Raw genomic sequence first — 22,596 nt, forward strand, 5'->3', positions numbered from 1 at the left:
CCAATAATTGGAACTGAAAGCTTTTCATTTACCCAAAACAAGTCCTTAATGATTAAATAACGCTCCCACGGTGATCAAGACCGCCATGATGATGCCAAGAATCCAGAAATTAGCCGCAAATAATCCGATGGTAGCAGCTAACAGAAACACTAGTAGGAGACAGCCACAGGCAGTACTACTAATAAATTCAAACAATAACCAGACCAAGAACAGAAAAATAAAGATTGAGATCGCGACAGTCATTTTTCGCCTTTCTTTCAAATAATCATTTTTAACATATAGTATATTTAACCACAAAAAATGAACCCCTAAAAGTAACTTTAGAGATTCATAATATTACATATTCAGTTTAGCTGAGATAATCATAAATTTTCTTCGGTTGTGGAAGCGTCAGGTCGGCGATAATGTCACTTCCGCCCACCATCTCTCTGACAGGTAAATCAGCCACCGGAGCGTGGACGTGCTCAAAGAGCTGCAGACGGGCTGGACTGGTCCAAGCGTCCTTCACGTTCAGATTAGTAATCATGCTCTCCGTCAGCTCGACGATGCGAGGCGATCCATCGTAATCGCGCATGATGTTCAATCGATAATTGGGTTGCGTCAGTTCATCTTCTGCGGTCATCAGGTCCATGGGTTGGTATCGGTATCCCATGGTTCCCTGAGCAACACGTAAGGATCCGTAGTCCAGTGTTGCAGCCAAGGTTTCGGTACCGTCAATGTAAACCCGTGGTTTTCCCAACTTCTTAGGAAAGGCAGCGGTTTCTCTTCCTGAGGCAATCGAAGGAAAGTTATCAACATACATGGCTAAAGTAAATTCTCCCATCTTACCCTTAAAGGTGCACGGAATGATCTGACAAGCTTCCGTATAACTTCCACGTCCAGTAGCGTCTGGCATCTTGATAAATTCAAACTTAACCTGGTTTCCCCTCGGCTTGAGTGGTTCAGGGAGAATCTTTTTTAAAGCATCCCCATCCGTCTTGTACCTAAAACAGACAAACTCCCGGTTAATGTATGAAACTTTGGTTTCTGGAAAAGCTGGATCATTAATGGGGGTCGTGATTTTTTTTAATAGTTCCTCTTTTTTCATAATCTCTACCTACTTCTTATTGATGTATATTCCCACGTTTTCTCGTATCTTTCGAATTCAAAAAAGTTGAATCCAGTAAAATTATGTTGCGTGAGTAAGTGAAAGTCAAAACAAAGCGCTTAGACTGGGATTATTAGTAGGTTAATGAAAATATAAAAAAAGTGAATCTCTAAAATAAACTTAGAGATTCACCGTAATTGTAAATAGAATTACTTAAACGATCATGGGCAGAGCTTTTCTAGCAAATTCCTTGCTCATAAGGTCGGCAAAACGGTCTTTCGTGTCGGCAAAATCTGGAATCGTGTTCGTATCCTGAGCTTTATCAATAATTTGAATAATGAGGTCATTAAAGGGCGTCTCAATGTAGTGCTTACGTCCCTTGCTGGCGATTAAACCATTGATATCATGAACTTCCGTCGGACGATTCCGCTTCAGATCATAGAGCATGCTGCTCTTCAGGTTGCGATTCTCAGTAAACGCCCTTCTCAGGCAGTTTAGTTGCATGTCCTCATCGTACTGACCGTTCAAAGCGAAGTCGTAGGGATCATATTCACCCATGTTAGCAAAATTGATTCCTTCATTGGCTCCAACCTGCAGTCCTTCAGAGATAAGGTGGAGCGCACCCTTTAAGCCAATCGCGTCATTTGCGACTTGCCCATAGGTGACGTTGCCAGCGGCTGAAAGACCACCAAACGATGCACTAACCAATAAATTAGCCCATTTGGCTCCCAGGATATTGCCCGAAATTCGCGTTCCGCCAACAAAGCTTAAGACATGTTGGATGATACGAATCCGTAGGGTGTCTTTCCCGTTCAACTCCCCAATCTGAAAGGCGTTCTTCTCAAATGCGGGCAGAAGCGTATTAATCTCAGCCTCGTTATTTTTAAGCATTCGACCACCAAATTCCACGGACCCAGCAACCATTTGTTCTTGATCAATTACCTCCGCAATCGTAGCTTCCGGAACCCCATTTTGCAGTGAAACTAACGTGCCATCGGGTTTCAATACTTTTTTAATCTCATCTAACACTTTATTGTTATCAGGCTGCTTAGTTAAAAGGAGTACTAAGTCATAGTCATTTGCGTGTAATTCGCAGGGAATCTTACCTGAGACCGGAACTCTAAACTCTGCCGATCCGTTGACATGGGCTCCCTGACTATTTAAGTCGCCAATATGTTTATCATTATTCGCAATTAAATCAACGTGTTTTTTACCGTATGCTTTCGTTAAGTAAGCTCCAATAATGGTGCCGAGTGAACCAGCACCATAAATTGCAATTTTCATGCTTGTCACTCCCCATCTGTTATTCGAGTCCAATGATTAGTGGACTCATGAAAAAGTATGTGGGGTGAATCACATAAAGTCAACGTAAAGCGCTTAGACTGGGGATTTTACAAGGTTGTGTAAAGTTCAAAAAAGAGCATTTCCAAACTAAGGTTGAAAATACTCTCATATTTTTTACTATTTATTATCTAGAAGCTTTTGAAATTGTGCCATTGTATCGTCAAATTGGGGTAATTTGTCCGTGTCCTGAGCGTTAGAAACAATCTTGATTATCAAATCATTAAAAGGTGTCTTAATGCCATACTTTTTACCAGTATCAGCGATTACCCCATTAATGTCATGGACTTCAGTTTTATGACCCTTCTCGAGATCTTGCAACATGCTGGCTTTCAGGTTCTTACTATTTGCCATGGCTGACCTGAGATATGCCAGTTGACCCGGTTCATCATTACGGTGATCCATGGACAATGAACTCAGATCATGGTTGCCCATTTTGGCGAATTTTACACCGTCAGCATGACCTACTTTCAAACCCTCATTGACAATGTTCAACGCCGCCTTTAAGCCGATTTCACTGTCAGCAATCTGACCAAACGTTGCATCACTGGCCGCTGACAATCCGCTAAATGATGAATTAACTAAGAGTTTGGACCATTTGGTCCCCAGCAAGTTATCAGAAACGGCCGTGCCACCAACGTGATTCAGCACCGCTTGAACCTGCTTAATTCGATCCGTATCTTTACCGTCGAGTTCACCAATCTGAAACGCCGCATTCTCAAAGGCCGGTTGGGCGGTGGTCAATTCAGATTCATTGTGATTGAGCTGCGTTCCACCAAATTCAACCGATCCAGCTACGATGTTCTTAGGATCAATCACCTTTGAAACCGCGATTTCTGGAACCCCATTTTGCAGCGAAACCAACGTGCCATCTAGTTTTAACACTTCTTTGACCTTGGGAAGCACTTCGTCGTTATGCGTTTGCTTCGTCAAGAGAAGCACCAAATCGTACTCATTCGGTTTCAATTCATCGGGAGTTTTAGCGGAAACGGGAACCGTAAAATTGGCGGTCCCAGTAACGGTGGCTCCCTTCTCGTTTAAATCTTTGATGTGTTGGGGATTGTCAGCGATCAAATCCACGTGATCTTTGCCATACGCCTTGGTCAAATAAGCCCCAATAATGGTGCCAAGTGAACCTGCGCCGTAGATTGCAATTTTCATTTTTATCATACTTCTTTCTTTTTAATCTAAAAGAAGTATGTGGCTGTGAGAATGGAAAGTCAAAAATGTAAGCTTTCAGTGAAATAAAAAAAGTGCCAAACCATCAACTGGTTTAGCACTTAATTTAATTCTGATCATTAAGCAAATCCGAATACTTCTCATAAAATCCCTTAGTATCCGTATATGCTAAACGATACAACTCGTAATACTTATTGTATTTCTCGTGTTTCACAAGATCGGGTTCAACCTTTTCATTAATCTTAATCCACTTCTCGGCATCCTCAGGATGGATTTGATCCAACCCAATTCCTGCCAAAATGGCACTTCCAAGGTCTGCTTCACCACCAGAATCAGTCGTTTTGACGGTTTTGCCCGTCACGTCCGCAATAATCTGCACCATTTTCTTCGAATTACTGACGCCACCAACTAAGGTAAACGAATCACCGATGTAATCACCAAACTGTTCAATGCTTTGACGTACAGAGTACGCAATGGCTTCCTGAAAGGCGTTGAACATTTCATAACGTTTCGTCGTCATCGAAATTCCAAAGATGGTTCCACGTACGTTGGAATCCCAAATCGGACTGCGCTCACCCATGAAGTATGGCAGGACAATTAAACCGTTGCTACCAGCTGGAACTGCTTCACTTTCTTCATCCAACATTCTTGTACCATTATTGTTATCGACTTCCTGCGCAAATTCACGGGTAAACCACGCAATCACGGCACCAGCAGTGTTCGCCCCGGCAAAATTATAGTAGTATTCTTTAGGCTTATAAGCATAGGGCCAGATGATCAAATTATCATCTTTCAGCGGTTTGTCAGTTACCAAAGCCGCGTTCATTGACGTTCCGAGTGCGATTGTCATGCGCCCGGCTCCAAGCACACCAGTACCAACTGTAGCCGGACCCACGTCAACACCCGTGTTAAAGATCGGTGTGCCAGGATTAATGTCTAACTTTCGCGCCCACTCATCACTCACTTTTCCCGCAACGTCAGTACTAGCAATCATTTTCTGAGGTAATTTCTTCAAGTCAATTCCCAGCTTATCAGCTAATTCGGGTGACCACTCGTCATCATTAATATTGAAAACACCCGCTAAGTTACCTGCCGCAGAATAATTAATGCTGATATTTCCCGTTAACTTATAAATGACGTACGATTCGGGTGGCAAAAATTGATAAGTATCTCGGTAAAGCTCTGGCCGATGTTGCTTCAACCACATAATTTTAGTGTAACCATAGTATGGATCCGCCAAATTACCGGTGATGTCCATTAGTTCTGATTTACTAACGAGTTTTAAAGCCTGGTCAGTTTCTTCAGTAGCGCGCCGATCCATCCAAATCAGAGCTGGTCCAAGTGGTTGACCCGCTTTATCAACTGGAACTCCCGATCCTCCATAGAGACCGTCAATTCCAATGCCAATAATATTTTTACTATCAACCTTTTCAGCCAGATCTTTAATCAGAGTCGTAGCCGCATTAAGCCAGTCGTCCGCATTTTCTTGAGCCCACTCTGGATACGGGTTCTCTAATGAATACGAAACACGACCCTGCGAAATAATGTCTCCAGCGGTCGTCATCAAGATAGCCTTGGTGCTGGAAGTGCCAATGTCGATTCCAATAATGTATTGTGTCATGTCAAAGTCTCCTTTGGAAAATACCACGATGTATTTTTGTTACCTAAGTTTATCCTATTGAGGGAGATTTGTTAATGAATGAACATGAAATGGGATAAAAAAGAGATGCCGGAATGGGCATCTCCTGTAATTACAGCGAATTAATTATAATATTAATTACTTTTATGATTTTCTCCAAAGAAAGTTGAAGCTAAGAGAATAGCAACAGATTGAGCATTTCCAAAAATTATTGTAATAATGGCAAACACCCAAGCTAAAATGTTATCTACTTTAGAATCATGCTCTTTAACTTTGTTCTGTTCCTCTTGTCTTTTCATTTCTTCTTTTTGTTTGTTCCAAGAATCACGTGTAATCATAACAATTACTTCTTTCTTATTTTTACAATAGTTCTATATTACTCTTTTTGGACCATTGAATGGAAAATTACAAAAAGTATGAACGGGTGCAATAGTTTTATCTTTTCTAATTAATCCATAAATAGGCTGACCAATTTTATTATTAACTTCATTAACTAAAGCCCAAACAATCTCATTATCACAAGTGTTAACCATTTCAAGGCTATTGGAAACATGCGCATATTTGTCAGTTGAAAGTTTCTTAAAAAATGGATCAGTGGAATTAAACAAAATCTCAGGGGTGTTAATGTGTCCGTCGTCTAATTTAAAGGCTACTTCACGGCCTTTGCCTTGATCTACATAAGAATAGATAAAATCAGGTATGAGCATGTCTTTAGGAACTTCAGTAACGAAGTGATCTGGGTGGTAATATAATTCTGCATTATTTCTAAAAGTATCTACTCTATTCATGATTTTCCTCCCCAAGGTAGTTCTTAATCTCATTAGAATGATGTACTTCTAAAACTATGGAAATAACCCAAATAGATACAAAAAAGTTCTTAATCTCATTAGAATGACGTACTTCTAAAACGGCAAACAGACCATACATACATCCCGCGTTGTTCTTAATCTCATTAGAATGACGTACTTCTAAAACAACAGTCTTATACTTCTAATAGCTTTTATAGTTCTTAATCTCATTAGAATGACGTACTTCTAAAACCATATCAGTTTGAACATCTAACGTGTAAATGTTCTTAATCTCATTAGAATGACGTACTTCTAAAACACGATAGTACGGTCCATATTATTAACATTCGTTCTTAATCTCATTAGAATGACGTACTTCTAAAACACTACTTTGGATCAATATTTAGTTCCAGCGGTTCTTAATCTCATTAGAATGACGTACTTCTAAAACAACGGTTTGATAACGGGCCAACACTGTGCGGTTCTTAATCTCATTAGAATGACGTACTTCTAAAACTTATCATCGCATGGTATTGTTTTCTTTGTTGTTCTTAATCTCATTAGAATGACGTACTTCTAAAACCTCAATAAGCTCGCAGAGATCATAACAGTTGTTCTTAATCTCATTAGAATGACGTACTTCTAAAACATGGTCTAATTTGTATGACAGCAATTCAACGTTCTTAATCTCATTAGAATGACGTACTTCTAAAACTCTCATTGCCTTCAAAGATTCGAAATATTCGTTCTTAATCTCATTAGAATGACGTACTTCTAAAACAGGCGTCCAATAAAGGCGAGGAATTTTATCGTTCTTAATCTCATTAGAATGACGTACTTCTAAAACTTTGAGGTACTTCTCATATAAACCTGTGTGGTTCTTAATCTCATTAGAATGACGTACTTCTAAAACCAAATAGATAATTCTCATCATCTAAGAATAGTTCTTAATCTCATTAGAATGACGTACTTCTAAAACGTACATTCTTTTTAGCTCATCTTTTAATTGGTTCTTAATCTCATTAGAATGACGTACTTCTAAAACAATAATATAGTAATTAATGCTCGCATGTTTGTTCTTAATCTCATTAGAATGACGTACTTCTAAAACAAACGCAACCCAATCGATACCATGAGTACTGTTCTTAATCTCATTAGAATGACGTACTTCTAAAACGCTAATGTTATTTAACTCTAAAGAATGTCAGTTCTTAATCTCATTAGAATGACGTACTTCTAAAACAGGGTCTCATGATTAAAATGGTTAACAGCCGTTCTTAATCTCATTAGAATGACGTACTTCTAAAACCGTCTGTAATATTTATACATATACCATAAATCAGTCAGTCCATCTCACAAGATCGGCGTCAATATAGTAATTACGGCACTTCTTAAAATCATCTTTTTTAAATGAATCAGAAAAGTTTAATATTAATACTTTCAAATCTAATGCTTTAATTACCTGAATCAAATCACTGATTTGACTGGAATTGAGATAATTAAATAGATCATTAAGAACAATTAATTTTTTAGGATTAAATTTTTTAAATAAGTTAAGAACACTAGTAATTATATCATAAGGGGTTTCAACTGTGGAACTTACCATTTGAATTCCAGCGTACTTAACCATTTTCTTCAAATTCCATTCGTCATTAATTTCAAGTGGTACATCTTCCATATACGCAGATTGAAGGAAAATGTCTTTGATTCTACGATCAATGCGAAATAATTCTTGACGATTATTTTCATTTAAATTATCAACCACTTGATTCTGAAGAGAGGATTTAAATGCATCAAATACATAAGGGTTAGTTACTACGTCTTTCAAATAAGTAACGTTACTTGCAAAATTCAAAATTTCATCGTCTTCACTAATCGTAAGCCCATTTTCGGTTGATAATCCCTTAATAAAATCGGTATAGAATTTCGGACTACTAGTTTGAACCACCGTTAAAATTCCATTTTCAACTTCAAACGGTTCCGTTGGAAATATTGTCACTTTCATTAGATCACCACCGTTCGATTTGAGGTATTTCTAATATCTTCTTTTTTCTTTCCTGCCAGAAAATGCATACTATTATATTGCTTCTCCGTCACCATCATGGTTTGAATCAATCCCTTCGAGGGAGCATATGTAGAAATTCTTGCTTCTGTAAATCTAGCCGACTCTTTACTGACACAAACACGGGCATAAACTGAATACTGGATCATTAAAAAACCTTCGTTAATTAATTCTTTGCGAAATTTACGGTAATTCCGTCGTTCTTCACTCGTGTCTACCGGTAAATCAAACATTACGATTAATCTCATTACTCGATACCTCATCTTTTAATTCCACCTCGATCTTCACGTCATCCTGTTCTTGACTAAGATATTTCAAACAATTATTAACGTGCTGTTTCAATGCATTCCTCAAAATAGTATTTTTACCATTGAATTTTAGTTCTAGATTAAACAAATCAACCAACTGAATTTTAACTTCTGGTGTTAATTTCTTAATATCTTGTCCACTCACCCATCCATCAATAATAGGCCGAAATGGTTCCATTAGATCTGATCCTAAATTAAATTGATTCTCGTCACTATGATGATGAATTCCTATTTGAGTTAAATAACCTTGTTCAACGATTGATCGATTTACGAAAGATAACAATAAAGAATATCCATAATTTAAAGCTGCATTATATGGACTAAAATCTCGTCGTTGAAAATCAGTCCCAAACAACATTGGGAAATACTTTCTCGCTACAACTGCTTCACGATTGGTTTCATCGTTAACTTCAATCTTTTTAAATTCATAATCCAATTCTTCTGTATCAATTTTCTTGCTCTGTAAAACTTCAATTTGCATCTTCATCTTGGCAGTGGCAATCCAAGTCCATAAAATTTCTTTTCGATGGGCATCCCAATTAAATTGGTTTTTCAGCAATGATAAAGTACGATTATTAGGCAAATAATTGACAGTTTCACACACTGGTTCTCCTAATGTGTCAGAAAAAATCACTTTAACCGCATTTCTTGAAAGTTCAGCCATTGCACGAGCGGTTACCACTGCTTGTGTAGTTGATATTAGTAATACTTCAATGTCTTCAACTGGAATTTCATGAATATTTGAGTCTGTTTGAACAATAATTCTCCTTCCTGAATATGATATTTTCGAATGTTGGGTAATGACAACACTTCTCCAAGCCATAAAAATCCTCCTTGACTTTATCGATTTTTTTCGATATGATTTGTTTGTCAGTTGGAATGCTGGCACTTAATCTCATTAGAATGACGTACTGAGTTAAAATCAAACGATGCGAAAGCTAAGTTTTGTTTTCTGAGCCCTTAAGGGCCGTACATATGTAAAAGGAAACTGTCAAATGACAGTTTCCTTTTTTATTTTACAAGTCCGAAATTCGAACTTTACGTGAAAATAGACCTGTTGGTGATTGGTAAATAAGCTCATCTTTTAATGAAAGTTTTAATCCTGCTTTAAGTTGAAACAAGCCAAACCATTTTGACATTCCAATACCTGAAACATCTCCACGGGCTGCATTAGCATGCAATGAAATCAACAGATTATTAATTACATTTCTCATTTCTTGATTATCAGATAATTTTGTAAAATTACTTTTTATTTTTTCAGGATCATTAATGTCATACATATTCATAAATTTAATCGTATTGTCTATAATTTCATTAAACGTTTCGATTAAATCATCCCTACCTACATTCTTATAATTATTTGTTAAAGTCCTCATAGAACCATCAGATAATACTAATTGCTGAGCACTCTGCTTATACGCTTTACTTGAAACAGTGTAAATAGTGTGATCATCTTTCACTAACTGATTAATATCAACCTTATATAAAACAACACGATGTTCAGGCATTTTACCTTTTTTATTAGTTAATTGTTCATCAATAATTTTATCAATCGCATGCTTATCAAACTTTCCAGCTTCATTATCTTTCAATTGGTTATATTCCATTAGAGGTATACCATACAGACGATACTCATCACCATGTGGCTTAGCAATCTTAACCAGTGCCATAAATCCATTAGTTTGAGCACTATATCCACCATAAATATCTGTCGGACGATCTTTTTTAGCATTAATCAATTTTCGTGATTTACCATGAGCTGGAGATGGAAATACAGTTTGCTTATACAAAGCGCCATGATTGGTTTCCAATTCTTTGGTAATCAGCATCTTCTTAAAGTGATAAACCCGTTTCATGTACCTCAACATATTATCATTGTCATTTTTAATTTCACCATCACCATCTAATTGATGATTTTTCTCAAATTTGTACAACATATTGAAATTCCTAAGGTCTTTCGTATCAGCTTTTTCAAAATCACCATAGACATAATAAGGTTTCAACTTAGGATAAGTTTGAAGCAACCAGTCCCCAACAAACACGGTTAGATAAGCATCAAAAGCATGGTGATAGTCATTCACATTTCGGTTCTTATAGAAATTAAATTTCTCACGCATATGATGAGTCAAATTGGCTTTTACAGTAACAATCCGGGTTCCATTTTCTTGATACTGATTATTCATGATTTCGGCAGCTAACTTAATAACTTGACGAGTTTCAACTAATTGACGATTGATAAACTTCCCACGATTATCGTGTTTGTCGATATCGCTCGGTTTCATCATCAAATTGTTGTACTTTCTCCAAGTCATAAGTCCATTGGCACGCATTGATTGCCACAAATTATGCATCTTAGCGCCAAAGAATTCACCAGGAAGTTGATCTTCTTTAGTAACTCGATTATTTTTCTCTTTGGTCAATACCCGGTTATCAATGGAATTATCCAAAATAAATGATTGAGGCAAAATGTGATCAATATCATAACTTGAAAGTTGATCAATATTTAATGGTTCACCATCATAAATATCAACCCCACCTTGAACGAAATAGAGATACAAACGATCTTTAAAGTCCGCCTTGTCTTTGACTTTTTCCTTTAATTCATTTTTAACATCAGGATTATCAAACCAACTGTCACTAATTTTCTTGTAAGCTTCTTCTAATTGACGGGAACGAGAATGAATTAGACGATGATCATTACTATCTTCTCGCGCAAACTCCATCATGATATTTTGTGGAGCAACGCCACCCATCGCATTAATAATGTCATTAACCACCAGAATAATTTGTCTGATGGCTTTTTTGTTTTGTGGTGAAGTATATAAATCATCAATGACTTTATTGATATCAGTCTTTTCTAAATGTTCACCATTAAAATCATCAATATCTTGTTTAAAGACTTTGTCAGCAATAATTTCCATGAAATTATGATTGGTATTCCACAATTCATCAATAATCCGTTCACCATCGCTATTAACAATATGAACCTGATCTTTTCCACCACGATCAGCTAGTAGTTTGCCAGATAAACGTCCCCATCCCTGGTAACGAAGTTTCTGTAATTGATCCTTCTGATCTTGCGTTAACCACTCAAGTTCATCAAGCTTTAGGGCGTAGATGTGTTTATCCTCAAAGATTGTTGACCACTCAATAATTTCTTCGAAATCATCTTGCTTATCGGCATCATCGATTTGATCACCAAAAATTTTGCGTAAATCATAGTATGAGCTCAACGAATTATTCATATTACGTTGGTCAGTCGTTCCAGTTACATCAGGACGTGCTGCATAATCACTTTTTACGACCAGAGCATCCCCGATCATTTTCAAAGAAACTCGCTTATGATTCTTAAAGACATGATTATATACATATTGTTTCTGATCGCGCGTGATTGGTTGCTTATTAACTTTTAATTTATTTAATTCATTTAAAACAGTGAATTTTTGATACAACAAACTATTTTTAGGAAGCACTGGTTCACCAATTAAATAAGTGTCAGTTGCTGTCATTCGCTTAATAAACTTGTTAGCAGAATCCACTCGATCGACCTTTTGATCAAAGTTCCAAGGTGTAATGGCACCTTGTTCTTTTCTGATCATCCAGGCAAATTTGCCGTTGTCACCCTTAGCACCGTCTGGATCAATTAACGGTCCAACGTAGTATGGAACTCTAAAGGCTACAAGTTCATCCAACTTATACTTGGCAATTTTTTGACGTTTTTTATTTGGATTTAATTCTTTGAGCCACGGATAATACTTAGATTGCTTTTCAATAATTTTATCTAATTCTTGTTGTTGCAGTTGATGCGGAATTGCTCCATTTTCTTTGGAACGTTGTTTAGGCATGAAATAACCTTGCTCAATGTCACTTTAAATTTCTTGTGATTCTGCTGAATCATTTAAATTATTTTTGACATGCTTGAAGAAATCATCAGCAGTAACTGGCTTACCATTTTTACCATTGACATACTCCTCGTAAGCTTGCTTTAATGCTTTGCCTTTCTCTGTTCCACTTTCTTGTTCAGCTACTTGCTTCAACAACTTCAGATGACGAGCGTGATCGTCATATCGTGCAATCATGGCATCAGAAAGAGAATCTGCCATTTTCTTTGTTTCCGCATCTTTTAGAATGTCAGAGAGATTAATTGAAAAGTACAGTTTCTTTAAGATCAACAAAATTTCATTGGCTTCATCAGTCATTTGTGGTTCTAACTCGCTAATTTTATCGTCAAAATCATCACTATTAAAAGTTAAACTCCAATCTTTGGGTTCATCAACTTCCAATCCAAAAATAATGTCAAACTTTGCTTTCATACCCAAAATGGCTTTAATAATTTCAGTAGTGGCCTTTTTATTTAATTTAGCTTGATCTTTATCATCATCTTGATTTGGAATGTTCAAAATCCTAGATAATTCTTTTTGGCGATCATTCCGACTTCGTGAGTTATCCAGTAACGTTTGGGTGTCATTTCCTAAGTCACTGTCTTTTAGTAACAGCGCACGTCCTTGATTCTTAAACTGTTCATTTAACGCTTTAAATGAGCTAGCAAGATCAATTTCGCCACCTTTAAAATCATTCACGTTAGCTTGATTTAAGAAATGCCCACGATACTTGATAATATGATGCATTGCCAAATAAATTAAACGAATATCAAATTTTTTATCTTCTGTCATTAAAGCCCTACGGAGATGGTAAATAGTCGAATATTCATTATGATACTTTTTATCATCGAAATCCTTATCATCAAATAAAATATTGCCATTAAATGATTTTCGATCATCTCTTGGTGAAACATTGGATTGCTTCATTCGGGCAAAAAATGATGGGTCGACATCCGAAATGCCGTTCTCATCAAAGATCTCATTTAGTAATCGAAGTCGCCACTTTCTTCTTGATAAGCGTCGTCTTGTAGTCCGAAATCCACGACGTTCAGCCGCTGATTTGCCTTCTTTAAATAGACGTGCACCAATCGCATTATGTCCCTTTGTATGTATTAGCTTGTTAAATTCATCAGTTGCTGCCCACCCGATTGAATTGGTACCAATATCCAGTCCAATATTATACTTAACGTTTTCTTTGCTCATGGAAAAACCTCCAAATGATTGATATCACAAGTATATCATAATGAATACAAATAAAAAAAAGAGCAAACATAGCATGTTCACTCTCACATCATATTAAAACAATTCTAATCAAGCCATTTAAGACTCTTCACTTTTGTTCTTCTTCTACAATTATATTGATTATGTATATTTGTGGCATGCAAAGTGACAGGAACAAAAACATCACGAGTTCTTGTTTTTCTAAATCCAAGAATAATTGATTCTCTTTTTTTGTTATAAACAAAAACAATATTTAAATGTAATCGATTAGGATGCATATTACTTGTCTCTACAAATACATTAATATCTTGATCTAAAAATATTCTATGTAACAAATTATAATTTAAATTTCTCTTTTTAATGCTTTTCCAATTTGGATTCTTTTTAGATAATTTTTTAGTAAAAGTTAGATTATCAATATCAATGATTATTTTTGATGCATTTTTATCCTTATTTTTTATCCTAACTTTTTCCCATCCCATTAAATGTGGAAGATCTTTTTCATTAAAAATAATTTTAACCTGACTTAATAAATTATAATTAGTAGTAAGTTCAACTGTATGTCCAGAAAAATAATGTCGATAATCATCCAACATGTCTTTAAAATTAATTGAATTCTCATCACTAATTACCAAGTATCCTAGCGGTACATTTGAAGATTTTAATGACATATCATTTACCTACTTTTTCATATTTATTTATTATTACGCTATACACACGAAAAGCCGCCAGATAAATCTGACGGCTTTTTTGAACGCTGAGTTATGAGATGTCCATAACCGCGACTAGTGATGGGATATAACGCCTCCGTCGGGCAACATAAAGCGTTCCTATTATGTCAATACAAGATATTAAGAAAAGCAATACAGTTCCATTCAAACACTTTTCTTCATATATAATTTTATCATATTAGTTGAATCTTATTCAACTAATATCCTACAACTCATACGAATACTTCACATCATCCGCCTGCGAATCCGACTTAATTAACAATGTCTCAAACAAATCGGTCAAGCCAACAATTTCGTACGTATGGAACGTAATGGTATTTTCTTTTTTATCTAATTCAGTGTCAAACGCATTTTCGGTAATGCCCAGTTCTCGTTGGTCCAGTCCTCTTCGTTGAAAGCCTGAAAGGCGATGTAGTTATTGATCAACATCTCACCTTGTTTTGACAACCAAGCCAGCACGTTCAGATCGATTCCTTGAAATCCGTCTCTTAGATCTGGTTGAAGAATTTCTTCTGGATCATATGGTTTGAAGACTTCCAAATCGATGTTGTCTTCAATCAAGTACTTCTTCGCGCCCATGTACCCCCGCTGCAGCGACGCAATGGTAGCTTCCTTCATCTTGTCATCCATGGGTTGTTCAAACTGCCCGTAAACTTCCATGAAAGTGGACAGGAATTTTTGTTGATCACGTTCCACCTTATCGTAGAACTCATCACCATTTTGATTCATGTCAGCCGCTAAGGCCTCAACCGTAGATGGAATGTCATCCCGATTAAAATCAACGTTGACCATGTAGACCCCAATGGCCGCGTTCGATAAGAAGTTATCCACGATCACGTCCTGGATTTGTTGGGGAATGGGACGGATCTTGTTGAAATCAAACTGGTTACTATCCTCATTGACACCAGTTGATACTAGCCGTTTAAACACTCTACCGTTGTCTGCCTTAATAATATGTTTCATTTTAAATACCTCATTTATTATTTTGATTATGACTATACAACATCAATTGCTTATACAAAAGCCATATCACCATAAATTTACTGAAAATAAAAGGGATTTTCCAAACGAAATCCCTATTTAGTTATATTTATTTTTTCGGATGTTCCAGATCCACCAAAAAATCTCGGGTCGCATCACCAGTTCGATATGGGTAACGGCCATTTCGATCCGTTACACGATGAAGTGGCAACACCAGCCAAATGGGACTCTTAGAGATTGCCGATTCGACCTTGTCTGGACCTAAACCAGACTGATCAGCAAGGTCAGAAACCGTCACTAGCTCACCAAATGGAATCTGGGCAATTTCGTTCCAGATCAACCGTTCTTCGTCGGACCCATAGCTCATAAAATCAGTTGGTAGATCAAGGTCAGTTGATTTACCCCGCAAATAATTCTTAATCGTTTTCCGATATAACAGACTACGCTCACTGTTCTTCGCGTACTCAAAATGATCGTTCGTATAAAAATCAAGTAGCTGTGAAACTCCCTGACCCGGACTGCTTACGAAATTCAATCCATGATTGTCAATCGTGAAGAATATCTTATCTCCGTTAACATGAACGGAATCCCAATACAATCTTTGCATTTTCTACCTCATCCCACTCTTTCATGTCACCATTTTATCATAAAAACAGGATGCAACCTAACTCCCACAATAAACTCACATCAACAATTATCACCGCACGCGTGGTATCCTAAGGGTAGAATACGTAAAAGGAGAACGATTATGACTAAAAAAATGAACGCCGTTGGTTACACTAAATACCTACCGATTGATGATCCTAAAAGCTTATTTGATTTCACCACTGATATTCCAGAACCCGAACCACACGATTTGTTGGTAAAGGTTGAAGCCGTTTCGGTTAACCCCGTGGACGTTTTCACCCGTCAGTCCCAAAAGGAACCGCTAAAGGATCCTAAAATTATTGGATGGGATGCGGTCGGAACCGTTGAAAAAGTTGGATCAAAGACCAATCGTTTCAGCGTTGGCGACCGGGTCTTCTACTCTGGATCGCACGTTCGTCCGGGCTGTGACAGTGAATATCAAACCGTTGACGAACGGATTGTTGGAATCGCTCCGCACAGCTTGGATAACGCTCACGCCGCTGCCATGCCACTCACTAGCTTGACCGCATGGGAAGCCATGTTTGAACAAATGAATATCGACTTTTACGACCGTAACGAACAAAACCACAAGAAATCCATCTTAATCATTAACGGTGCTGGTGGCGTTGGTTCGATTGCTACTCAATTGGCTCATCGTGCCAACCTTCAGGTCATCTCAACTGCCGGAAAAGATGAGACGAAACAATGGGAACTTGACCATGGTTCCGATATCGTTGTTGACTATCATGATGACATTATCAAACAGATTCATGACAAGGGATTCAAGTACGTAGATTACATTCTGGATCTGCGTAACTTGGATGCCTACTGGGATGAAATCTGTGAATTAATTGCCCCTTCTGGCACGATCGTATCCATCACTGGATCAGGTAAATCCCTCGATATGAGCAAGCTCAAGGAGAAACGGGCTCGTTTTGCTTGGGAATACATGTTTACTAAGTCTGAATTCCATACACCTGACATGATTACTCAACACGAAATCTTAGATAAAATCAGCATCATGCTCGATGAGGGTAACTTGGTAAGTACCTTGACTAAGCAGTTTGGTCCAATTAACGCTGAGAATTTGCGGAAAGCCACTAAGTTGGTTGAAAGTAAGCAAATGATTGGTAAGGTTGTTGTGGCAAATGATGAAAAAGAAAAATAGATAATAAATTAAAAAGGGATTGAACCACTAATGGCTCAATCCCTTTTTGTTTGCTATTTTTTAATCCATTTATACATTCCCTTAACAATCACACATCCAACCGTCACAATCCATGCCAACACTGACACAGCCACAACTGCCATGAAATGAGCTGGTTGCTGATACCTGACCGTCATCTGATTCTGACCAGGCTGTTCCTTAACCTTTGCCGCTCCAATATCGGAAACGCGATATTGGTTAGGACTCAGCTTCGCCCCATTCAACTTCACCGTTGAATTATGGTACAAGATTACTGGAATCGTCCGATAACCGTTCTTAGCCTTACCAGAATCAGCAGTCCATTTTGTTACTAGTGCCCCACTCCGCGTAACGTGTTTCTTAAAGCCATGATTATTCATGACATCTGCGTGATAATGTGATCCTACCGCATCAAAATTAGGATCATCAGAGTCATTTGGTAGGTAATCACCGTTTGACTCAGAGATGTCTCGGAAGGGCTTGCCTAAGTTCTTACTCATAAAGTCAGAGCGAACCTGTTTGACGCTCACGTCTTTCTTAAACGGACTCTTGGATGGTGCCATGTACTTCTTTGGCGTTTCGGGGTCCGGAAGCGTCCTAATCATATTACGTTTAATGGGAGAACTCTTGGGGTTGTTCCAAATGTCAACGCCGTACTGAATGTTAGAATCCGCAAACCAGAGTGCTGCGACGGCCATAACAGTCACTACGACCCCCATGAAAATTTTCATGTAATTATAGTGAATGTCGCCGTGTGACGCACTGATTTTTTCGTACCATTCGTTACTGATCTGACTGATCGAAATCAGAAAGCCCACCATCAGCAAAATTGCCGCATACGGAAAGAAACGGTATGGGAACTGAATGAAGTTCTGCATGTAGGTCCACTGTTCTCCCATGGCGTTCCAAGGCAGAATGGCAGATGATAATAACAAAAACAATCCACCAACAACCGTCACCACAACGTTAGTTAGGTTCTTTCTCTTAGCGATTATCATGTAACCTAACTGAAAGACACAGCTGAGGGTCAGTACAATGCCCACGCCGTTCGGTAAATTATTGTAAAAATTAAAACTAGCCGAATACGTACCCATGTACTCCATCATAAATGGTGGCATGAGTTCATTTTTACCGAAAACACTCAAAAAGCTGACGAAGTAGTTACCAGCTAAGATTAATGTCAAAATAACGTTTAACGCAATCTTCCCCAGATACTTCCATTTAGCACGGGATCGCCAAAGACCGATCAGCGCAAATGGCACCAGCATGATGACAGTAAACAATGCACTTAAAATGTGCATTTCAAGTAAGGCTGCCACAACCAGCGCCAACGTCACGTGAACCTTTTTCGGTGAACCATCCATCAAATCAAGGGCGACCATCACTGCAAATGGCAGGATGGCTGCTCCCCAGGCTAGAAACTGGGCGTCCGTCTGCCAACCAGTGATGAAGTTTTGTGACAAGTAAATAATGGCACCAGCAGTCGCAAACCACTGGTTCACTTTTACCCGTCGAAACAGTCCGTAAGCTCCTAGTCCAGCAATCGCATACAGGACAAAACTCGTTACGACTTGGAAGCTGAACCAACTTTTAGTGAGCAACAAAACGAATCCCAGAATGACCGCCATGTATGGTCCATAAATGGCATTGATGATCCGACCACTCTGATTGAACCCATAGTTGGTCATGAAGTAGTTAAAGTGACCCGTCTGCATCTGCATTTTAATGTCGTAAATCCGACTAAAATGAAAAAGTGAGTCGTTTCCCAGCAACAAACTATGTGAGAAACACTGAATTGAAACTAAGAAAGCGGCCGCTACCAAAATTAAAATCACTGCCAGAATCGTTTTAGGATACTTGTATTTTTTCATGATTTCCTCTTATAAAATATAATTATTAAGTTCTTAATTATCATCGATTATACACTAATCAAATGGCATGAAAAAAGACGGCCATTAAAAACCGTCCTCCTTAATTATTTTTGATTGTCATTTTGTTTCTGCAACTTCTTTTTTTGGTGAATATACACTAACGCCATCACACAGACGATAAAGGTGGTAAAGACCACTAAGAGTGCCAAAAGAATGGTCCAGATCGAGGTTGGTTTTGTAAGAAAGTAAACCACGATGAAGATCACAACTAGTGGCGTTAATCCCCAGTTGGCAAAGTTATGCAGATACTTGATCTTTTTGTTTAATTCTTCCTCTGTCTTTTTTGATTCCATGAAAAGGACTCCTTTATTTACTTCGCGTTGGCGAGAAGATCATGATGATCAACATTCCAACTATTAAAACTCGCTGAATTTTGAGCGACTTCGCACGAATTACCCTGTTGTTTCGTTTGCACTATTTTATCATTTTTGACCAGATTAAGCATGTTGGGACTAATTCTATTCCATATACTGTAATTAAATCTAATTAAAAAAGTCCCTCATAATTATTAGATTAACTTCTAACAACTATAAAGAACTTTAAACATCATGTGATCTATAAAGACAGCTCTAATTTTTTATCATTTTTGAGTCACAACACCATTTACATAATTCTCATTTAATAATTTTAATTGATTATTGAAATAACTATCATTAGAGTCAAGTTTATCATGGTTTGTGTATTTAAAAGCATATTTATATGACTTTAACGTAACTTTATTACCAACGGTTGCTTTAGTAATTACTGGTTGTTCAATGACTGTCCCACTGAAGGGATGAATTGGTGGTTTGACATTAGTACTTACTGGTTTGTCAAACATTGAAACATAAATGGTTTGATTTCTATTCTTACCATTAAATTTAATTTCATATACATAATTTCCATTTGATTGATCAATATTATCAATAGTACCCGTTGCACTAAAATTAACTTTATTAGTTCTAATAATCTCATTTGGATTGATAGCAGCTTTTTTAACATATTTGTAAATAAAAAAGAAGAGGCCTATAAATATTATTCCTAAACAAATTAGCCATGTACCTACCTTTTTATGGTTACTTTTTAATCTCCTATTGACTTTATCGTTATGTGAGCTATTTCTAATTAGAAAATATCCCGTTATTATAACAATGAAAGCTGCTAATAATACAAAAATTATCATTAGTTTGTTAGATAAAAGTTGTGATGCCTTATATATAAAACCCTGTATATTTGAATATTTGATAATAAAACCTCTCCCCATAATAATATAACTGATATAAATTATTATTTCTTAATTAATTAAATTCATAAAACAAAAATTATATCATTTATAATTATATCACTTTCAAATCCCTTGAATTAGCCATTTTATAATGTTTTTATAGTCAAAAAATCATAATAAATTTATTATCGTTTCACATTATTAGTAAAAATTCGTATATTTTAAAACAATAAAATTAAATTGTTCAAAATTTAATACCAAAATTGTCCAAATTGAGTATAATTGTTACATAAATACAATAAAATTGGAGCGAGAGTCATGAAACTTTATTCATATTCATTCATTGCCCACAACTTCCATTTTACCAACTACATTTTTATTGCTTTGATTATAGTAATTGCGTTGGTCATCATTGGAACTGGGATCTTCTATTATCGAAATAGAAGTAACTTACGATTTCGAAGTCTGTTCATCTTAGTCACCATGCTTGGTGCTCTGATTATTGCGATGCAGACGGGCCGAGTCTTTCAGCAAAAGAACGCTGACAGTCAGACCACTCAGACCGTCCAAATCATGAGGAACATTAGTAAGCAAAAGAAGGTGCCGCTTGATCAGATGTATTCCAGCAGCAACAATCTGGTTGATGGGATGACGATTCAGGCGGGAAAAGACGCCTACGTTGTGCATTTCAACACTGACATGACGAATTATACTGTTACCCCAACCAAGCTTGTGTCACAGCCACAACACGTTAATTCTGGTGGCTTCACATGGAGTAGTAGTGACTCACAATACGGAACCATCTTCTTGAAGTTCCTAATTGGATTCATCATGATCGTCTTGCAGATTAACCTCTCTGGTAAAGGGAACTTGGCTCCATCAAATGCCGTTGATCAACTCCAGAACTATATTCTTGGTGGAATTATCGGTGGTGTTATCTACAACCAAGACATTACTCCAATCCAATTCGTCATCATTCTATTAATCTGGTCAGTCATCGTCTTCGCAAGTAAGTTCTTAACCGGAACGAGTAATACACTGAACAAGATGATCAACGGAAGTCCGCAGATACTGATCTTAAATGGTGTCGTAAACGTCAACCGTGCATTGCGGAACGGTTTAACTGCTAATCAACTTGCTTTCAAACTTAGAACCCACGGAGTTAATGATTTCAAGGACGTTAAAAATGCCACCCTTGAAGAAAATGGTCAGTTGACCGTAACCCTTAACGATGAGCCTACTATGAATTACCCAATCATCACTGATGGTCAACTAAACGAAAACGTCGCTAGCCATCGAGGCTTGGATGCTAATCAAGTTGAACAACTATGTGAGAATCAAGGATGCACCATTCAAGATGTCTACTTAGGTCAGTTTGGGCCTAAGGGCAACCTTGATCTGGTGTTGTATCCGAAGAAGAGAAAAGTGTTTAAGAGACAGAAATAACAAACAAAAACGAAAGTAGAAATTTATAAGTTTCTACTTTCGTTTTTTATTATTTCCTATTCATTATTATCTAAATATCTACCAATTATTTCTAAATGATGCTCAATGGAAAATTGCTTAAGTTTTCCTAGATTTGTTTCTCCATGCTTGTTCACATATACATTTCTAAGTTCTCGAAGACCTAAAGAATCATTTTTGCTTTTATCAAAATTTTTACTATCATACCAAGAAACTAACTTTTCAAGAGCTTCCCCATTCTTCAACTTTAAATCTTTACTTTCAGAATCTTTTGGATCAGATGTAAAATGATGAATACGGAGTTCATTATTTTTATTAAAGTATACAATATGAATTGCTACTACTTTAGGAAATGAACCACCAGTACTAAAATTATCACCAACAATAGAATAATCACTAAATCCAAGAAAACCATCATTTTTATATAATAAATGTTCAATGGAAAAGGATTGATCAGCGTCATCCACATAGTCTAAGTTTCTTTCTTTTTTATCATACCCATCACTTAATTCTATAAGATTTTTTACACTATTATTTTTAGCCTTCCTAATTTCTATTCTATTGTTTACATCAATAACAACAAGGCTTTTATCATTTGAAAATTGCTCAATATTGGATAATTCAGATTTATCAGTCAAAATTACCATTGTTTTTTTATTTTTATCTTTTATTCTATTAACATCTTCATCTGATTTTAAGTTATAAGCATTGATAAACATATCACTCAATTTAATTTTGTTTATCTCTTCCTCATTAAAACTATTATAATTAGCAACGCTAGAGTTTTGAACAACCGCAATCTCGCGCTTATCTTCAAAGAATTGTTTCAACAAAGCTTTGAAAGGTTGATTTGCTTTTACTGGTTCAATTATAGGTATTATATTCTTACTGAGCTTATTTTGCGTCAATAGCTCTATTAATGCTGAACATTCATATTTTTTACTCCGTAGTAATGGATAATACATC

The 22,596-nt window shown here is 36.8% G+C and carries 19 protein-coding genes, 1 pseudogene and 1 CRISPR repeat array; of the genes and pseudogenes, 2 read left to right on the forward strand and 18 right to left on the reverse strand.

Going from position 1 to position 22,596, the window contains the following annotated elements:
* Nucleotides 1-45: 45 nt before the first annotated feature.
* The 14 genes and pseudogenes from LfDm3_RS00905 to LfDm3_RS00970 all read right to left on the reverse strand — a co-directional run bounded on the left by LfDm3_RS00905 (nucleotide 46) and on the right by LfDm3_RS00970 (nucleotide 15,825).
* Nucleotides 46-243 (reverse strand): hypothetical protein, encoded by a 198-nt coding sequence (locus LfDm3_RS00905; protein ID WP_156112320.1) that lies wholly within the window; start codon nucleotides 241-243, stop codon nucleotides 46-48.
* Nucleotides 244-349: 106 nt separating this feature from the next.
* Nucleotides 350-1,087, reverse strand: coding sequence for an acetoacetate decarboxylase (locus tag LfDm3_RS00910; protein WP_010022451.1), 738 nt, complete (start codon nucleotides 1,085-1,087; stop codon nucleotides 350-352).
* Nucleotides 1,088-1,300: 213 nt separating this feature from the next.
* Entirely contained in the window at nucleotides 1,301-2,371 is a 1,071-nt protein-coding gene (locus LfDm3_RS00915; protein WP_039143209.1) for a ketopantoate reductase family protein, read from the reverse strand.
* Nucleotides 2,372-2,548: 177 nt separating this feature from the next.
* Nucleotides 2,549-3,589 carry a ketopantoate reductase family protein gene (locus LfDm3_RS00920; protein ID WP_039143212.1) on the reverse strand — a complete coding sequence of 347 codons (1,041 nt, stop codon included), beginning with the start codon at nucleotides 3,587-3,589 and terminating at the stop codon, nucleotides 2,549-2,551.
* 124 nt (nucleotides 3,590-3,713) lie between these two features.
* Nucleotides 3,714-5,228 carry an FGGY-family carbohydrate kinase gene (locus LfDm3_RS00925; RefSeq protein WP_039143215.1) on the reverse strand — a complete coding sequence of 505 codons (1,515 nt, stop codon included), beginning with the start codon at nucleotides 5,226-5,228 and terminating at the stop codon, nucleotides 3,714-3,716.
* A 152-nt stretch (nucleotides 5,229-5,380) separates the two neighbouring features.
* The gene (locus tag LfDm3_RS00930) at nucleotides 5,381-5,584 is read right to left on the reverse strand and encodes a hypothetical protein (protein WP_039143217.1); all 204 of its coding nucleotides are present in this window, start codon (nucleotides 5,582-5,584) and stop codon (nucleotides 5,381-5,383) included.
* Between the two features lie 33 nt (nucleotides 5,585-5,617).
* On the reverse strand, nucleotides 5,618-6,034 hold the full coding sequence (locus LfDm3_RS00935) for a hypothetical protein (RefSeq protein WP_039143220.1): 417 nt from the start codon (nucleotides 6,032-6,034) through the stop codon (nucleotides 5,618-5,620).
* A gap of 19 nt (nucleotides 6,035-6,053) precedes the next feature.
* A CRISPR array of direct repeats spans nucleotides 6,054-7,343; the repeat unit is 36 nt; unit sequence GTTCTTAATCTCATTAGAATGACGTACTTCTAAAAC.
* 30 nt (nucleotides 7,344-7,373) lie between these two features.
* Nucleotides 7,374-8,039, reverse strand: coding sequence for a type II-A CRISPR-associated protein Csn2 (csn2, locus tag LfDm3_RS00940; RefSeq protein ID WP_039143223.1), 666 nt, complete (start codon nucleotides 8,037-8,039; stop codon nucleotides 7,374-7,376).
* On the reverse strand, nucleotides 8,039-8,344 hold the full coding sequence (gene cas2 / locus LfDm3_RS00945) for a CRISPR-associated endonuclease Cas2 (protein WP_039143225.1): 306 nt from the start codon (nucleotides 8,342-8,344) through the stop codon (nucleotides 8,039-8,041). The genes csn2 and cas2 overlap by 1 nt, the downstream gene beginning before the upstream one ends.
* A complete protein-coding gene (gene cas1, locus LfDm3_RS00950; protein WP_039143227.1) occupies nucleotides 8,322-9,227 on the reverse strand; it encodes a type II CRISPR-associated endonuclease Cas1 in 906 nt (301 codons plus the stop codon). Before cas1 ends, cas2 begins: the two co-directional genes overlap by 23 nt.
* Before the next feature lie 193 nt (nucleotides 9,228-9,420).
* Nucleotides 9,421-13,488: pseudogene (gene cas9, locus LfDm3_RS00955) on the reverse strand (type II CRISPR RNA-guided endonuclease Cas9).
* Nucleotides 13,489-13,592: 104 nt separating this feature from the next.
* Nucleotides 13,593-14,177 carry a PBECR4 domain-containing protein gene (locus tag LfDm3_RS00960; RefSeq protein ID WP_039143230.1) on the reverse strand — a complete coding sequence of 195 codons (585 nt, stop codon included), beginning with the start codon at nucleotides 14,175-14,177 and terminating at the stop codon, nucleotides 13,593-13,595.
* A gap of 390 nt (nucleotides 14,178-14,567) precedes the next feature.
* A complete protein-coding gene (locus LfDm3_RS00965; protein ID WP_039143234.1) occupies nucleotides 14,568-15,200 on the reverse strand; it encodes a hypothetical protein in 633 nt (210 codons plus the stop codon).
* A gap of 127 nt (nucleotides 15,201-15,327) precedes the next feature.
* On the reverse strand, nucleotides 15,328-15,825 hold the full coding sequence (locus tag LfDm3_RS00970; RefSeq protein WP_039143236.1) for an MGMT family protein: 498 nt from the start codon (nucleotides 15,823-15,825) through the stop codon (nucleotides 15,328-15,330).
* A gap of 141 nt (nucleotides 15,826-15,966) precedes the next feature.
* On the opposite strand from LfDm3_RS00970, the gene LfDm3_RS00975 reads away from it, so the two are divergent.
* Nucleotides 15,967-17,013 carry a zinc-binding alcohol dehydrogenase family protein gene (locus LfDm3_RS00975; protein WP_039143239.1) on the forward strand — a complete coding sequence of 349 codons (1,047 nt, stop codon included), beginning with the start codon at nucleotides 15,967-15,969 and terminating at the stop codon, nucleotides 17,011-17,013.
* A gap of 53 nt (nucleotides 17,014-17,066) precedes the next feature.
* Here the strand turns inward: LfDm3_RS00975 and LfDm3_RS00980 are convergent, their stop codons facing one another.
* The 3 genes from LfDm3_RS00980 to LfDm3_RS00990 all read right to left on the reverse strand — a co-directional run bounded on the left by LfDm3_RS00980 (nucleotide 17,067) and on the right by LfDm3_RS00990 (nucleotide 20,124).
* Nucleotides 17,067-18,902, reverse strand: coding sequence for a hypothetical protein (locus LfDm3_RS00980; RefSeq protein WP_039143242.1), 1,836 nt, complete (start codon nucleotides 18,900-18,902; stop codon nucleotides 17,067-17,069).
* A 104-nt stretch (nucleotides 18,903-19,006) separates the two neighbouring features.
* Nucleotides 19,007-19,255 (reverse strand): hypothetical protein, encoded by a 249-nt coding sequence (locus LfDm3_RS00985; RefSeq protein WP_010022434.1) that lies wholly within the window; start codon nucleotides 19,253-19,255, stop codon nucleotides 19,007-19,009.
* A gap of 287 nt (nucleotides 19,256-19,542) precedes the next feature.
* On the reverse strand, nucleotides 19,543-20,124 hold the full coding sequence (locus LfDm3_RS00990) for a hypothetical protein (protein ID WP_156112322.1): 582 nt from the start codon (nucleotides 20,122-20,124) through the stop codon (nucleotides 19,543-19,545).
* A gap of 360 nt (nucleotides 20,125-20,484) precedes the next feature.
* Here LfDm3_RS00990 and LfDm3_RS06630 point away from each other — a divergent pair, with 360 nt between their 5' ends.
* Nucleotides 20,485-21,612, forward strand: coding sequence for a DUF3290 family protein (locus LfDm3_RS06630; RefSeq protein ID WP_052236542.1), 1,128 nt, complete (start codon nucleotides 20,485-20,487; stop codon nucleotides 21,610-21,612).
* A gap of 56 nt (nucleotides 21,613-21,668) precedes the next feature.
* Here LfDm3_RS06630 and LfDm3_RS06635 read toward each other — a convergent pair whose 3' ends face one another.
* Nucleotides 21,669-22,595 carry a sce7725 family protein gene (locus LfDm3_RS06635; RefSeq protein ID WP_052236543.1) on the reverse strand — a complete coding sequence of 309 codons (927 nt, stop codon included), beginning with the start codon at nucleotides 22,593-22,595 and terminating at the stop codon, nucleotides 21,669-21,671.
* Nucleotide 22,596: the final 1 nt, after the last annotated feature.

Origin of the sequence: Fructilactobacillus fructivorans (genome assembly GCF_000814735.1) — a bacterium.
Classification (GTDB): domain Bacteria; phylum Bacillota; class Bacilli; order Lactobacillales; family Lactobacillaceae; genus Fructilactobacillus; species Fructilactobacillus fructivorans.